Annotated in this window: 16 protein-coding genes and 1 tRNA gene; 6 read left to right on the top strand and 11 right to left on the bottom strand. The window is 70.3% G+C overall.

What is annotated here, in order from left to right; translation table 11 throughout:
• Positions 1-102: 102 nt before the first annotated feature.
• The 3 genes from ABZX10_RS05585 to ABZX10_RS05575 all read right to left on the bottom strand — a co-directional run bounded on the left by ABZX10_RS05585 (position 103) and on the right by ABZX10_RS05575 (position 2563).
• On the bottom strand, positions 103-933 hold the full coding sequence (locus ABZX10_RS05585) for a DUF6578 domain-containing protein (protein ID WP_355535501.1): 831 nt from the start codon (positions 931-933) through the stop codon (positions 103-105).
• Positions 934-1030: 97 nt separating this feature from the next.
• A complete protein-coding gene (locus tag ABZX10_RS05580; protein WP_355535498.1) occupies positions 1031-1732 on the bottom strand; it encodes a hypothetical protein in 702 nt (233 codons plus the stop codon).
• 42 nt (positions 1733-1774) lie between these two features.
• The gene (locus tag ABZX10_RS05575) at positions 1775-2563 is read right to left on the bottom strand and encodes a TSUP family transporter (RefSeq protein WP_355535495.1); all 789 of its coding nucleotides are present in this window, start codon (positions 2561-2563) and stop codon (positions 1775-1777) included.
• A 25-nt stretch (positions 2564-2588) separates the two neighbouring features.
• Between ABZX10_RS05575 and ABZX10_RS05570 the strand changes: the two genes are divergently transcribed.
• Positions 2589-3098, top strand: coding sequence for a CGNR zinc finger domain-containing protein (locus ABZX10_RS05570; RefSeq protein WP_355535492.1), 510 nt, complete (start codon positions 2589-2591; stop codon positions 3096-3098).
• Between the two features lie 80 nt (positions 3099-3178).
• Positions 3179-3730, top strand: a complete 552-nt coding sequence (locus tag ABZX10_RS05565; RefSeq protein WP_355535489.1) for a MaoC family dehydratase N-terminal domain-containing protein — start codon at positions 3179-3181, stop codon at positions 3728-3730.
• Between the two features lie 31 nt (positions 3731-3761).
• Here the strand turns inward: ABZX10_RS05565 and ABZX10_RS05560 are convergent, their stop codons facing one another.
• Entirely contained in the window at positions 3762-4736 is a 975-nt protein-coding gene (locus ABZX10_RS05560) for a bile acid:sodium symporter family protein (protein ID WP_355535486.1), read from the bottom strand.
• Between the two features lie 128 nt (positions 4737-4864).
• Here ABZX10_RS05560 and ABZX10_RS05555 point away from each other — a divergent pair, with 128 nt between their 5' ends.
• A complete protein-coding gene (locus tag ABZX10_RS05555) occupies positions 4865-5509 on the top strand; it encodes a dihydrofolate reductase family protein (protein WP_355535483.1) in 645 nt (214 codons plus the stop codon).
• 34 nt (positions 5510-5543) lie between these two features.
• On the opposite strand, the gene ABZX10_RS05550 is transcribed toward ABZX10_RS05555, so the two are convergent.
• Complete coding sequence (locus ABZX10_RS05550) at positions 5544-5738, bottom strand: hypothetical protein (RefSeq protein ID WP_355535480.1); 195 nt, start codon at positions 5736-5738, stop codon at positions 5544-5546.
• On the bottom strand, positions 5711-6031 hold the full coding sequence (locus ABZX10_RS05545) for a TetR-like C-terminal domain-containing protein (RefSeq protein WP_355535477.1): 321 nt from the start codon (positions 6029-6031) through the stop codon (positions 5711-5713). Before ABZX10_RS05545 ends, ABZX10_RS05550 begins: the two co-directional genes overlap by 28 nt.
• A gap of 203 nt (positions 6032-6234) precedes the next feature.
• Here ABZX10_RS05545 and ABZX10_RS05540 point away from each other — a divergent pair, with 203 nt between their 5' ends.
• Positions 6235-7092, top strand: a complete 858-nt coding sequence (locus ABZX10_RS05540; protein ID WP_355535474.1) for a sensor domain-containing protein — start codon at positions 6235-6237, stop codon at positions 7090-7092.
• A gap of 323 nt (positions 7093-7415) precedes the next feature.
• Here ABZX10_RS05540 and ABZX10_RS05535 read toward each other — a convergent pair.
• From ABZX10_RS05535 to ABZX10_RS05525, 3 genes are all read right to left on the bottom strand, one after another.
• A tRNA-Ser gene (locus ABZX10_RS05535) sits at positions 7416-7500 on the bottom strand.
• A 39-nt stretch (positions 7501-7539) separates the two neighbouring features.
• Complete coding sequence (locus tag ABZX10_RS05530; protein WP_355535471.1) at positions 7540-8715, bottom strand: thiolase family protein; 1176 nt, start codon at positions 8713-8715, stop codon at positions 7540-7542.
• Between the two features lie 30 nt (positions 8716-8745).
• Positions 8746-9504 carry a 3-hydroxyacyl-CoA dehydrogenase gene (locus ABZX10_RS05525; RefSeq protein ID WP_355535468.1) on the bottom strand — a complete coding sequence of 253 codons (759 nt, stop codon included), beginning with the start codon at positions 9502-9504 and terminating at the stop codon, positions 8746-8748.
• Between the two features lie 151 nt (positions 9505-9655).
• On the opposite strand from ABZX10_RS05525, the gene ABZX10_RS05520 reads away from it, so the two are divergent.
• Together ABZX10_RS05520 and ABZX10_RS05515 are read left to right on the top strand one after the other, a co-directional pair.
• Positions 9656-10621 carry an NAD(P)H-quinone oxidoreductase gene (locus ABZX10_RS05520; protein WP_355535465.1) on the top strand — a complete coding sequence of 322 codons (966 nt, stop codon included), beginning with the start codon at positions 9656-9658 and terminating at the stop codon, positions 10619-10621.
• Complete coding sequence (locus ABZX10_RS05515; RefSeq protein ID WP_355535462.1) at positions 10618-11604, top strand: hypothetical protein; 987 nt, start codon at positions 10618-10620, stop codon at positions 11602-11604. Before ABZX10_RS05520 ends, ABZX10_RS05515 begins: the two co-directional genes overlap by 4 nt.
• A gap of 3 nt (positions 11605-11607) precedes the next feature.
• On the opposite strand, the gene ABZX10_RS05510 is transcribed toward ABZX10_RS05515, so the two are convergent.
• Positions 11608-12249 carry a LysE family transporter gene (locus ABZX10_RS05510; RefSeq protein WP_355535459.1) on the bottom strand — a complete coding sequence of 214 codons (642 nt, stop codon included), beginning with the start codon at positions 12247-12249 and terminating at the stop codon, positions 11608-11610.
• A gap of 3 nt (positions 12250-12252) precedes the next feature.
• Complete coding sequence (locus ABZX10_RS05505; protein WP_355535456.1) at positions 12253-13509, bottom strand: cysteine desulfurase-like protein; 1257 nt, start codon at positions 13507-13509, stop codon at positions 12253-12255.
• Positions 13510-13530: the final 21 nt, after the last annotated feature.

Genomic DNA, 13530 nt, shown 5'->3' with positions numbered 1-13530 from the left:
CGTAGCCAGGCAATCGAGCACACCTTGCGATCGCATCCCCGGGCGCGTACGAGCGTCGTCTCCAGCGGCGCTCGCCCGGCGTGTCGCAAGGGGTCGCGCCGCTCAGAGCGACATTCGTGCGCAGTCGACGTCGATGAGCAATCGGACGAACAGTTCGGCGGGCGGGTTGTTCGGGTCGGGCCGAAGGAACAGCACGCCGGCAAGCTCCCCGTCCAGGTCGCTCATCGCGCTGGCTTGCAGAACCTCGCCACGAACGACTCCGCCCAGTTCAGCCAACGGCCCCCGCTTGTCCAACCTCGAGTCACCGAGGTCGACGACGATGTACTCCCCGCCGCGCGGCAACGCGCTGCCGAAGCAGTCGGTCGGGCCGGTGAGGTGCAGCGTTCGGTCGGTGCGCTCCTCGTCGGCGAGCCGGTCCTCGATCTCCGCGTCGGAGGGGACCCGCAGATCGGCGACCTGGAGACCGACGACGACGCCGATCGTCGCCGCACCACCGCTCTCCAACTGCTCCTCCGGCCAGCGCGTCGCCTCGTCGACGTCATGGAACTCGCGCGAGTCCGGGTCGATGAGCAGGGTCCGATCCTCTCCGATCGGCAGGAAACGCCCTGTCTTCTCGACGACCTGCTCGACGATGCCGGTCACCGTCGGCCTGGCGTCGCGCTCGTGCCAGCTCAGGCCGACGAACAGCGGACCGTCGGGCGCCGAGAGTCCGTACCCGAGCTGCGCGACGATCGACCCGAATCGCACCAGCCCGGTCCGCGGGTCGAAGCCGGTGACCGCGGACGCGCGATACCCGGGGCTCTCGCTCTCGTAGACGGTGAGGGTGCCGCTGAGCTCGGCCCCGACGCGGGGAACCGTGCCGCAGCACTGGTACTCCCAGTTGTCGATGTGGACGTACAGCAGGGAATCGCCGGACGGCGACGGAGTGTTCACAGCTTTCACCGGGCGTTCGGCGAACCGCGGCGCGAAGACCGCGGGGCCCGGTGTACCCGCAGTCAGCGTACCGTATGCCGCACGCAGGATCCAGGATTCAGCAGAAGCCGCACTCGCCGTTGGCGGCGAGCTGGGTGAAACAGTTGGGGCACAACTTGGCCGGACGGGGCTCGGGCTTGGCCGCGGCCTTGGTGGGGCGGGCCGACGGTGCCCTCGTCGCGCGCGGCGCCTCGGCCGTGCGCGCCTTGACCACGCGTCCCTTGGAGACCGCCTTGGTGGGGCGGACGCGGGCGGCCTTCGCCGCGGCGGCGCGGCGGGCCTCCTCGAGCTTCGGGGTCAGCTGCGGGCCGGCGCCGGCGGGCATCGTCGCCCCGAAGTGGAGGTAGCAGGCGAACCGGGCCGCGGCGGCGTGCTGGTCCAGGTTCTCCGGAACCGGGAGGTCCGCGACGGCGACCGCGTAGGCGTAGCCCTCACCGACGGTCTGGTCGTGGGCCACCATCAGGGCCACGAGCGGTGGCTCACCGGCGGCCTGGCAGCGGTCGGTGATGCGGCGCTGCAGCGCGGCGATCCAGAGCCGGACGGGCGCGCGGGTGGCGATGCCGACGTCGGCCTGCGCCCGCGCCGCGAGCTCCGCGTAGCTGATGTACGAGCCGTACCGCCCGGCGAGTTCGACGAGCGCGACGTGGGCGGCATCGGCCCACTGGTCGAGCGCCTCGGAGAAGGGCACGGACAGTTCGTTGGCGCTGCGCCAGGCTTCGAGGTCGATCGGGTCTTCGGGGGCCACGGCGGCTTCACTCACCCACCTATTTTACGGCGAGCCATGGGGTACAACGCAAACCGTTCAATCGTGCGTGAACTGGGTCACGACGTCGTACCCGATCTTGCAGATGAACGCGGAGACCACGACCAGGAAGACGACCTTCACGAAGCCGCTCCCCTTGGCCACCGCGGTCCGTGCGCCGAGGTAACCGCCCGCGACGTTGGCGCAGGCCATCGCGACGCCGAGCTTCCAGTAGCCCGCGCCCTGCGGGAGGAACACCACGAGCGAGGCGAGATTGGTCGCGAGGTTCGCGACCTTGGCCTTCGCCGAGGCCTCGAGGAAGGCATAGCCCATGAGCCCGACCATCGCGAACACGAGGAAGGAACCCGTCCCGGGGCCGAGCGCACCGTCGTACCCGCCGATCGCGAACCCGGCGAACCCGGCCGTCAGGAGATGCCGGTGTCCGCGGTACCGCAGGTTCGTCTCGTCGCCGAGGTCCGGCTGGCGCAGCGTGTAGACGAAGACGGCGATCAGCGCGGCCAGGATGATCGGGTTGAACGCGGACCGTGGGATGTGCGAGGCGATGATGGAGCCGCCGATCGCGCCCACGAACGCCGGGACGGCCAGAGCCACGGCGGTCCGCGGGTCCGGGCGCACGCGACGCCAGTAGGTGATGCTGCTGGTGGTCGTGCCCGCGATCGAGGCCATCTTGTTGGTCGCGAGCAGGTGGATGGGCGCGGCCGCCGGAAAGGCGATGAGCAGCGCGGGGAGTTGGATGAGCCCGCCCCCGCCCACCACGGAGTCCACCCAGCCCGCGGCGAACGCCGCGATCAGCAGGAGGAGCAGCGTCGTGGTGGTGATGTCGGGCACCGCTCGATCGTGCTGTAATGGCCTTGTGCACATCAACCCTTACGGCGAGGGTCCGGTCCTGCTGGCCGAGGACCTGGCGAACGATCCGCCCGTCGACCTCCGTGACCTGGTCCGACGGTGCGCCGCCCACGACATGCTCGTCGAATCCGTCGGCCCGGAGGACTACGCGGGGTGCCGGGAACTGATCGCGGCGTGGCTGACCGTCGTCGACGCGGACGAGGTCGCGGTCCGGGTGGAGCGGCTCAACGCGCTGCTCGCGGCCCACGCCTCGCATCCGCGGGTCACCGACCACGCCGGGACGGGCTGGCACCTGCACTACCGCGAATCCGGCGCGACGCTGACCGGGCAGCTCGCCGTGCTGATCCTCACCGGGACGGCCCTGCACCTGACCACACGGGGCATGAACCGGCTCGGTCGGTGCGCCTCGGCGGACTGCGATCGCGTGTTCGCGGACGTCTCCCGCAACGGTCGACAGCGCTACTGCTCGCCGCGGTGCGGCAGCCGCGAGGCGGTCCGGCGCCATCGCGCGGGGTGACCGCCCTACAACGCAGCAGCCCGAGCGTTGGACACCTGGACAGCCCAGGGCGGACAGTCGACCCCGTAGATTGGAATCCCGTGCCTATCGATGCGAGCGTGACGGACCTGACCGCCGACGAGAAGAGCCGACGCGCCGCCGAGGCCGTCGGATACCACCGGGTGCACCCGGATACCTACCTGGTGGGGCGCGAGAAGGTGCGGGAGTACGCCATCGCCTCGCAGTTCACCGACCCGCGCTTCTTCGACCTCGAGGCGGCGCGCGCGGCCGGCTACGCCGACCTGGTGGCGCCGCCCATGCTGGTCAGTGTCGCGGGCGTGGTGGCGAACCGCCACCTGTTCGACGACGGTGTGGTCGGCTACGGCGCGAGCCAGCTGATCCAGGCCGACGAGTCGATGACCTACCACCAGCCCGTCGTGGCGGGCCACGAGCTCACCGTCCACGTGCACGTGGACAAGTACCGCCAGGTGGGCGGGTTCGACATGGTCACCATCCGCAACGAGATCTACTCGCAGGACGACGAACACCTGGTCACGTTCTCGACCACGCTGATCGGCGGCACGCCCGACGACACCGTCGACATCGGCGAGGTCGCGGCGAACGTGGTCATGCACGGCGTCATGGCGTCCTGACGGCGCGGGCGCCGCGCCCGCCGCGGCGCGATCAGTCCCGGATCGGCCTGCGTGCGAGCCACGCGGCGACGATCGCTCCGGACACGTTGTGCCACAGCGAGAACACCGCCGACGGCAGCGCGGCGAGCGGCGAGAAGTGCGCAGTGGCCAGGGTCGCGGCGAGCCCGGAGTTCTGCATACCGACCTCGAACGCGAGCGCGCGGCGCGCCCGGTCGTCGAGCCGTCCCACCTTCCCGGCGAGGTAGCCGAGCCCGAGCCCGAAGCCGTTGTGCAGCACCACAGCGAGGAAGACGATGCCACCCGCGGCGGCGAGCTTGCTCGCGCTGCCCGCCACCACGATCGCGACGATCAGCGCGATGACGATCGCGGACGCCCACGGGAGCACCGGAAGCGCCTTCGCGACAAGACTCTTCGCGAACTTCCGCGCCAGGACACCGAGGATCACCGGCAGCAGAACCGTTTTGACGATGTCGAGCACCATCCCGCCGGCGTCGATCGGGAGGTACGAGCCGGCGAGGAAGAGCACCAGAAGAGGCGTCACGATCGGCGCGATGAGGGTGGAGACGCTCGCGACCGCGACCGACAGCGCCACGTCGCCCTTGGCCAGGAAGGCCATCACGTTCGACGCCGTCCCCGACGGGGCGCACCCGACCAGGATCACACCCACCGCCAGCTCCGGCTCGAGCCCCAGCGCGTGCGCGATCACCCAGCCCGCGCCCGGCATGATCACGTAGTGCGCGACGATGCCGAGCACCACCGCCCACGGTCGCTTCGCCACCGACGCCAGGTCCGGCGGGGTCAGCGTGAGGCCCATGCAGAACATGATCACGCCCAGCAGGTACGGCACCGACGGCGCGAGCGGCTTGAACGTCCCGGGCGCGAGATAGCCGACCACGCCCGCCACCAGCACCAGAAGCGGGAACACCGTGACCGCCGTCCGCGCGATCCGCGCCTCCGCGGCCAGTGCTGGGTTCGACGGCGTTTCCGCAGGACGCTGCTCAGGCATTGTTCGATACTCTCACTTCGTAGGCCGCCGGAGAATCCGAACCCGCGTGTCGAATCCGGGGCGCCCCGTTCGACGAAGGAGTGGACCGGGCCCGACGGCGGCGCGGCACGAGACGAGACGAGAGCGCCATGACACGAGAAGCACGAGTACGGGTCGACCTGATGAACGTGTCGATCGACGGCTACGCCGCCGGTGGGACGATCACCGTCGACGAGCCGATCGGCGGCGCGGGCGAGCTGTTCGCCCGCTTCGACGGACGAGTGATCGCCGGTGTCGACCGGGCCGACGCTCCGATCACCGCCGACCGCGTGTTCACCAGCGTCTGGGGCCAGGGCGTCGGCGCGGAGATCATGGGGCGCGGCAAGTTCGGGCCGCAGCAGGGCCCCTGGGACGACGACGCCTGGCGCGGCTGGTGGGGCGACGAACCCCCGTTCCGGACTCCGGTGATCGTGCTCAGTCACCACCCGCACCCGCCGATCGAGTTCGCGAACGGGACCGTCTTCCACTTCCGCGACGCCTCCCCCGCCGACGCCCTCGCCGAGGCGAAGGAGCTCGCCCGGGGTGGGGACGTCCGCATCGGTGGAGGGCCCTCGACGGTGCGCGACTTCCTCCGGGACGATCTCGTCGACTTCGTGCACCTCGCGATCCAGCCGATCGTCCTCGGTGGTGGGGTGTCGTTGTGGGAGGGCCTGTCCGGCGTGCACGACCGGTTCGACATCGAGTCGATGGCCACACCGAACGGTGTGGTCCATCAATTCTGGAATCGACGCTGACGGGTTCGCATCCGTCAGCGGTCGCGCACCGTCGTCACCGCGCGCGACGATCCGTGCGCGCACCGCTCGCGCCGGCGTCGTGTCCCTGCGCCCGGAGCACCGGGAGGACCAGGCCGACGATGGTGCGGTTCGAGAGGTCGGTCAGCTCGCTGCCGAGGAGCAGCTGCCGGCTGAGGATCGGCCCGAGGATCATCTCGAAGATCAGCCTACGGTCGCTGGTCGGCGGCACCTCACGCATTCCACCGCGCGGTCGATGATCGCCGACAGCGCCTCTAGGCGCAGATCCCAGTAGGCGCTGTGGAAGTCCACCAGCGCTTCCTCCGCGGACCGCGTGGTCGAGAGCAGGATCCGCCCCACCGGTGTCTGGTAGAGGTCCAGTACACCGTCGGTCAGCTCGAGAAGGTCCGCCTCGAGGTCGCCCGTGTCCGGAACCGGCACGACGCCTGCGACGAGGTCTAGCAGCGCATCGCGCAGCAGAACACCGCGGTCGGTCCAGTTGCGGTAGATGGAGCTGTAGTGCACGCCCGCGCGCGGCCACCTCGGGGATCGTCACCGATTCCAGATCGCGCTCCACCAGGAGCTCGCGAGTCGCATCGAGGGCGCACTCTCCGGTGACGATAACGCGCAACGGAAGTCGGTGGCCGTGGTCGTGAGTCCCGATCAGATCGAGCACGGCGACCCGACCGCCTCGGACGTGCGCAGCTCCGTGCGCGCCGATTTGCGCCATGCTCTCGCGCTCCTCGACTTGGCGGGCTATCCAGGTGAATGAGTTCGCCTCAGGTATGGCCTCATGTAGCCTCAGCGAACCTACTTTGGAGGGGCTATCAGCGGTGGGGAGAACTGGAAAAAAATCACCCGTAGTTGGCGTACTAGTTCTGGGGATTCTCTCGTTATCTGGCTGCGCGACAGATGTGACGGAACCTCAGCAAGCGATCACGACGACATCCCCTGGCCCCAGTGACGTCAGGACCGCATCCCCGAGTGCACCTAGCTCCGCGCCGTCGTCGGCGCGTCGAAGCCCTGCAGTGCGGGCAAACGACCTACAGCTGGGCGAAGAAGACCTGCTCGACGGACGTTGGAAGCCAACTGACGACGCAAGCCCCGATGCAACGACAGGGCAAGAGTCAACAGCGCCAGAGTGCCTACGTCAGTCCGAGACTCTCAAGACACCCGACCTGACCGACTCTGCAGCCGCAGGTTGGCGCTGGTCCAGCAGCACTGCGCCCGACACCATCCACAATGCTTCCTACGTCTTCCGCAGCAAGGAAGCAGCGTCCGCCGCGTTCACTTCGTACGAATCACGGGTACGTGCCTGTACCTCCTGGGTGACTAGCGGAAGCTTCCGTGAGCAGCAGCGAACATTCCCTGTTCAGCTCGGGCAAAAGAGCTTCGGCCGCATCGTCGAAACCTCCGACGTAGAAGACCGCGTTCCATCAGGGGGACGCCAATACTGGGGCGTCTCCCTCGTAGGCAACGCAATCGTCGAGGTCTCGTACTACCCAGGCCCGCTTCTGGACACGACGAGTGGGACGACCCGAACTGTTCAGTTGCTGACACGGGCAGTCGGCAAGGCGCGGCGTTAACCACACTGCTGCACCAATAGGTGACAACTGATCTGTGGTGCCCGAGGGGTGATCGTCGCCTTCACGTTCGGTACCTGTGGTGGGACTTCTCGCGTAATGATTGATCCGCGCCTCGTAGCGTGGTCCACGCACGCCTTCGACGCGCGTGATGTAGCTAGGGAGTCGAGCCATAAGGCCATCCCATCGGTGATTTCTGTGATCACCAGTCAGCTGGGACGACACGCCGACACAGGCCCAGAACTCATTCCCGGGCGAAAGTGGCAAACTGTGGCAGGTTTCGGGGTCCCGACGCCGTCTCCGGCGCCGAAACCCCCTCTGACCTGCGGAAGCGGAGGGATTTGAACCCCCGGTGGTTTCACCCACGCTCGCTTTCAAGGCGAGTGCATTCGGCCGCTCTGCCACGCTTCCCTGCGCCGTACGATACCGGACCCGCCGGCGCACGATCGCTCAGAGACGCTCGACGATCGTTCCGTTCGCCATGCCGTTGCCCTCGCACATCGTCTGCAGGCCGTAGCGGCCGCCGGTGGCCTCCAGGTGGTTGACCAGCGTCGTCAGCAAGCGCGTGCCGGAGGCGCCGAGCGGGTGGCCCAGGGCGATGGCGCCGCCGCGCGGGTTCAGGCGCGCGGGGTCGACGTCGAACTCGGCGGCCCAGGCCATCGGCACGGAGGCGAAGGCCTCGTTGACCTCGAAGGCGTCGATGTCGTCGATCCGGAGCCCGGCCCGGGCGAGCACCTTGTGCGTCGCGGGGATCGGGCCGCTGAGCATGACCTCGGGGTCGGATCCGACCACGGAGAAGGCGTGGAACCGGGCCCGCGGACGCAGCCCCAGGGCCGCGGCCTTGTCCGCGCTCATGATCAGCGCGGCGGAGGCACCGTCGGTGAGCGGCGACGAGTTGCCGGGCGTGATGGACCAGTCGATCTCCGGGTACCGCTCCGCGAACCGGGGATCGGCGAACGCCGGCTTCAGCCCGCCCAGGCTCTCAGCCGTGGTCGACGCCCGCACGGTCTCGTCGACGGCGTGCACGGCACCGTCGGGCAGCACGACGGGGACGATCTCGGTGTCGAAGCCACCGTCGGCCTGCGTGCGCGCCGCTCGGCGGTGCGACTCGGCCGCGAAGGCGTCGAGCGCCTCGCGGTCGAACTTGCCACGCGCGGCGAGCAGTTCGGCACCGATGCCCTGGTGCGGCAGGCTCGGGAACCGCGCCGCGAGCGGCGCGAACGGCGCGCCGCCGACGGGACTGGTCCCCATCGGCACGCGGCTCATCGACTCGACACCGCCGGCGATCACCACGTCGTAGGCGCCGGCGATCACGCCCTGCGCCGCGAAATGCGCCGCCTGCTGTGAGGATCCGCATTGACGGTCGATGGTGGTACCGGGCACCTCGATCGGCAGGCCCGCGGCGAGCGCGGAGACGCGGGCGATGTTCAGGGCCTGGTCCCCGACCTGCTGCACGCACCCGCCGATCACGTCCTCCACGAGGGCTGGATCGAGGGCGTTACGCTCGACGAGGGCGGCGATGACGCCCGCGAACAGATCGACGGGGTGCACGGGATGCAGTGCCCCGCCGGGCTTCCCCTTCCCGGACGGGGTACGGACGATATCGACGATGACGGCGTCGGTCATGGCTGTGTTCCTTCGATTCGAGGTGTTCGGTCAGCGCGGGGCCATGCGGATGGCGCCGTCGAGGCGGATGGTCTCGCCGTTGAGCATCGGGTTGCCCACGATGGCGGCGACGAGATCGGCGTACTCCGACGGGTCGCCGAGCCGCGCAGGGTGCGGCACCTGCGCGCCGAGCGATGCGCGGGCCTCCTCCGGCAGAGTGCCCAGCAACGGCGTGAGGAACAGGCCCGGCGCGATGGTGACGACCCGGATCGCGACGGACGCCAGGTCGCGGGCGATCGGCAGGGTCATGCCCACAACACCGCCCTTGGACGCCGAGTACGCCGCCTGCCCGATCTGGCCGTCGAAGGCCGCGACCGACGCGGTGTTGACGATGACGCCCCGTTCCTCGCCGTCGAGATCGTTGCCGGCGATGGCAGTGGCGGCGAGGCGGATCACGTTGAACGTGCCGATCAGGTTGACCGCAATGACCTTCGAGAAGGCATCCAGCGGGAACGGCCCCTTCTTGCCGGTGGTCTTGATCGCGTTGCCGATGCCCGCGCAGTTCACGACGATCGCGAGTGTGTCCTCGTCGTTGGCGAGGCCGACGGCCGCCTGCACTGCGGCCTCGTCGGTCACGTCCGCGGGGGCGAAGCGCACGGCGTCGCCGAGCGCGGCGAGGGCCGAGGTGTCGGCGCTCGGCAGGTCGAGCGCGACGACACGGGCACCGCCCGCGACGAGACGAGTCACCGTCGCCAGGCCGAGGCCCGAGGCGCCGCCCGTGACCAACGCGGTCTTGTTCTTCATGTTCATCATGCTCTCCTCACCGTCTCGCCACCGCATCAAGTGACAGAATGTTCATTCACTTGTAACACACGGCAGCGCGAAGGACCGCATTCTCGCGAGGCCGGGACGCACACCACAGCCCGCGCGAGGGTCGCGCCCGATGTGCTACCCATGAACCATGAGGGCGATCGGCGTCGACGAAACCACACAGGACCTGCGGATCATCGACCTCCCGGTCCCCGAGCCCGGACCCGGTGAGGTGCGGATCGCGGTGGCCGCGACCGCGGTGAACCGAGCCGACCTGATGCAGCGCCGCGGGCTCTACCCGCCCCCGCCCGGCGCGAGCCCGATCCTCGGCCTCGAGGTCTCAGGAACCGTCGACGCCGTCGGCCCGGAGGTCGAGGGCCCGGCCGTCGGCGACGAGGTCTGCGCACTCCTCGCCGGCGGCGGCTACGCCGAGTACGCGCTCGCGCCGGCCGCGCAGTGCCTGCCGGTCCCCGCCGGAGTCTCTCTCATCGACGCGGCGGCGCTCCCCGAAGTCGCCTGCACCGTCCACTCCAACATCGTCACCGAGGCCGGGCTCCGCGCCGGAGAGACGCTCCTGATCCACGGCGGCGGCAGCGGCATCGGCACGCACGCGATTCAGCTGGGCAAGGCGCTCGGCGCCACGGTGGCCGTCACCGTCGGCTCGGAGTACAAGGCGCAGCGCTGCCGCGAGCTGGGCGCCGACATCGTGATCGACTACCACGACGAGGATTTCGCGGAGATCCTGCGCGATCGCGCCGACGTGATCCTCGACATCATGGGCGCGAAGTACCTCCCCCGCAACGTCCGGGCTCTCGCCCCGCAGGGCCGTCTGGTGATCATCGGCCTCCAGGGCGGCGTCAAGGGCGAGCTGAACATCGGTGCGCTGCTGAGCAAACGGGGCCGGGTCAGCGCCACCAACCTCCGTGGCCGCCCCGCCACCGGCCCGCACAGCAAGGCCGACGTGGTGGCCGCGGTCCGGGAACAGGTCTGGCCCCTCGTCGCCGACGGTGCCGTGCGCCCCGTCGTCTCCGCGCGCCTGCCCCTCGCCGACTCGGCCGCCGCGCACGAGCTCCTCGATTCGCCCGAGTCCGTCGGAAAGGTGCTCCTGACCCCATGACCGACGACCTCGCCGCCCGCCTCCTCGAGGCGCAGATCGCCTTCGCGCGCAAGCAACTCCGCGACACCGCGTACCACGCGCTGGTCATCGACGAGGTCGATCACGCGTTGGCCGTGGCGTCCGAGCTCACGCTCGCGGAGGCCGTCACGCCCGCCATGATCAAGGCGGTCGCCGCGAAGTACGCCGTGCAGGTGCCGGTCGAGGGCGCGATCCCCGAGCTCGTCGGCGAGATCGCCGGCCGCCTGTACCGGCACGCCGTCAACGACACCACCCGCCTGGACCAGGTGATCGACGCTCGCAGCTTCGAGGAACTGCTGAGCACCGTCACCGAGATGGACCTGACCCGGCGAGTGCTGCAGGCGTTGTCCGAGAGTCCGGTCACCGAGGACGCCGTGACCTCGGTCCTGCACGCCGCGGCATCGTCCGCCGCCGACGATGCGAGCCGCGCGCTCGCCCGGAACGCGGTGACGCGCACCGTCGCCGGGGCCGCCGCACGGGCCCTGCGTCCCGCCCTCCCGGCGCTCGGCCAGCGCGCGGACGCCGCCGCTCGGCACGGCGTGCGCTTCGCCCTGCGCCGGGTCGCCACCGACGGCGACGAGACCCTCGCCGAGGCGGTCCGGGACTTCTGGCGCCGGCACCGCGACAGCGCCGTCGCGGAGTACCGCGGGGTGCTCACCGACGGCGACGTCGAGGACGTGGTGGTGCTGATCTTCGAGTTCTGGCGCACCTTCCGCGACACCGACTACTTCCGCGCGCTCCTGGACGAGGGCATCGACCACGTCTTCGACAAGTACGGCGATGCCTCGCTGTACGAGCTCCTCGCCGAGCTCGGCGTGGGTCGCGAGGACATGATCGAGGAGGCGCTGCGCTTCGGCCCGCCCGTACTCGCCACCCTCGAAGAGCGCGGCGTCGTCGAGGATCTGTTGCGCCGCCGCCTCACTCCGTTCTTCGAGTCCGACGAGTACCGCGCCGCGATCGGCTGACCGTCAGGCGAACGTGGTCACGAGCACGACCACCCCGCACACCGCGATGACCCCGCCACCGATCCCGGTGACCACGCGCTGGATCCGCGCGGTCGAGCGCGCGCGGAGGACCGCACCGAGCGAGATCAGCACCAGGTTCCAGCCGAGCGAGGCGATGCCCACGCCGACGGCGAAGGCCGCCGCGACCGGCGGGCGATGCAGCCCCTCCCCCAGCCCGACGGCGATCGCGCCGAAGTAGACGAGCGGGAACGGGTTGACCACGGTCAGCCCGAAGAACATCGCGTACCGGGCCCAGCCCGTCGCCCCGCCGGCGGTCTCGGCACCGTCGGCCCCGGGGACCGCGGGACGAAGGGCCTTGCGCACCATGAGAACCGCGACGGCGAGCAGGAGGAGGCCGCCGACCGCGGCGGGCCACCGGCCCCACCGCTCGACGATCGGCGCCAGCGCGGTGCCCGCGGCGAGGGCGAGCACCGCGAACAACAGGTCCGCCGTACCGACACCGGCCGCGGCCGGCACCGCGCGGCGACGCCCCTTCGAGGCCCCCTCGTGCAGGAGCATGATGCCGATCGCCCCGAGCGGCAGAACGACACCCAGGCCGGCGACGATTCCCGCCCCGAATGCGGCGGCGAGTGCCGACGGGGCCACCCGTCAGCCCAGGGAGGCGAGCGCGCGGACCAGTTGATCCACGTCGTACGGGGTGGAGTACGGGCCCAGGCCGACGGTGACCGCGCCCCCGTACTCGGGCACGCCCAGCCCGGCGAAGTACCGGCTGGGCACGTTCGACAGCGCACACACGCCGTTGTCGGCGAGGCGCTTGGCCGCCTTCGCCGCCGGCACCCCCGGCAGCGTGAACGACACCGTCGGCACCCGGCGCTCCGCGCGGCCGATGATGGCCACCTGCGGTGCGGAGGCCAGCGAGTTGAGCAAGTAGAACAGGAGCCGCTGCTGGTACTGGCGCAGGCCGAACATGGAATGCTCGAGGCGATCCCGCCGGGTGCCCACCGAAGACTCGTCCAGCCCAGCGAGGTGATCGATCGACGCGATCAGGCCGGCGAGCATCGCGTACTGGTGCTCGCCCAGCTCGAACCGTTCGGGGCCCATCGCACTGCGGTCCGGGTTGACCGCACGCAGGCGGCTGAAGATGGATGGATCACGGAAGGCCATCGCCGCGACCTGCGGGCCGCCCCAACGATTGGCACTGACCAGCAGCACATCGGCCCCGAGGCGCTCGATGTCGAGCAGCTCGTAGGGCGCCGCGCTCGTCGCGTCGACAACGAGGAGGGCGCCCACCCGGTGCGCGGCCTTCGCCGCCGCGGCCACGTCGATGACGGTGCCGATGGTGGACGAAGCGAGCGGGACCGCGACCACCGAGGTGGCCGGGCTCACGAGCTCCTCGAACTGCCACTCCGGGACCTCACCGGTCTCGATATCGGCCTCGACCCACTTCACCCGGCCGCCGCCCCGGTCTGCGACACGGAGCCAGGGGGCCTGATTCGCATCGTCGTCGAGGCGGCACAGCACGATCTCCGCGCCGAGCCCGAGCCGGGCGCTCAGCGATTCCGCCAACGAGACGAGCAACTGCTCCCGCGAGGGGCCCAGGACCACACCCTCGGGCTTGCCGTTCACGAGATCGGCCACCGCGGTGCGGGCCGCCTGAACGATCCCCCGCGTGTGGGCCGCCCCGGCGTACACACCGTGCGGGTTGCTCACGAACCCGCGGAAGGCATTGGCCACCGCCGACGACACCGCGCCGGGGATCTGGGCACCTGCCTGCGGATCGAAGTGGATCCAGCCGTCTCCCAGCGCAGGATAGAGCCCCCGGACGCGGGCAACGTCGAATGCGGATACCGCAACCGCAGTCGAAGCCCGGCCGGGTGCACCCTGGCTCTCTGAGAACGTGTTCACTGGCACGCAGGTTACACCGCC

Origin of the sequence: Tsukamurella sp. NPDC003166 (assembly GCF_040611135.1) — a bacterium.
Taxonomy (GTDB): Bacteria; Actinomycetota; Actinomycetes; order Mycobacteriales; family Mycobacteriaceae; genus Tsukamurella.
Note: the sequence above shows the minus strand (reverse complement) of the source record. Positions and strands in the feature narration are given on the sequence as shown.

Coding starts and splice junctions, on each gene's coding strand:
- ABZX10_RS05555 (WP_355535483.1), top strand. CDS start 4,865: ATGACACGAGAAGCACGAGTACGGGTCGACCTGATGAACGTGTCGATC.
- ABZX10_RS05520 (WP_355535465.1), top strand. CDS start 9,656: ATGAGGGCGATCGGCGTCGACGAAACCACACAGGACCTGCGGATCATC.
- ABZX10_RS05530 (WP_355535471.1), bottom strand. CDS start 8,715: ATGACCGACGCCGTCATCGTCGATATCGTCCGTACCCCGTCCGGGAAG.
- ABZX10_RS05525 (WP_355535468.1), bottom strand. CDS start 9,504: ATGAACATGAAGAACAAGACCGCGTTGGTCACGGGCGGCGCCTCGGGC.
- ABZX10_RS05540 (WP_355535474.1), top strand. CDS start 6,235: ATGCTCTCGCGCTCCTCGACTTGGCGGGCTATCCAGGTGAATGAGTTC.
- ABZX10_RS05560 (WP_355535486.1), bottom strand. CDS start 4,736: ATGCCTGAGCAGCGTCCTGCGGAAACGCCGTCGAACCCAGCACTGGCC.
- ABZX10_RS05515 (WP_355535462.1), top strand. CDS start 10,618: ATGACCGACGACCTCGCCGCCCGCCTCCTCGAGGCGCAGATCGCCTTC.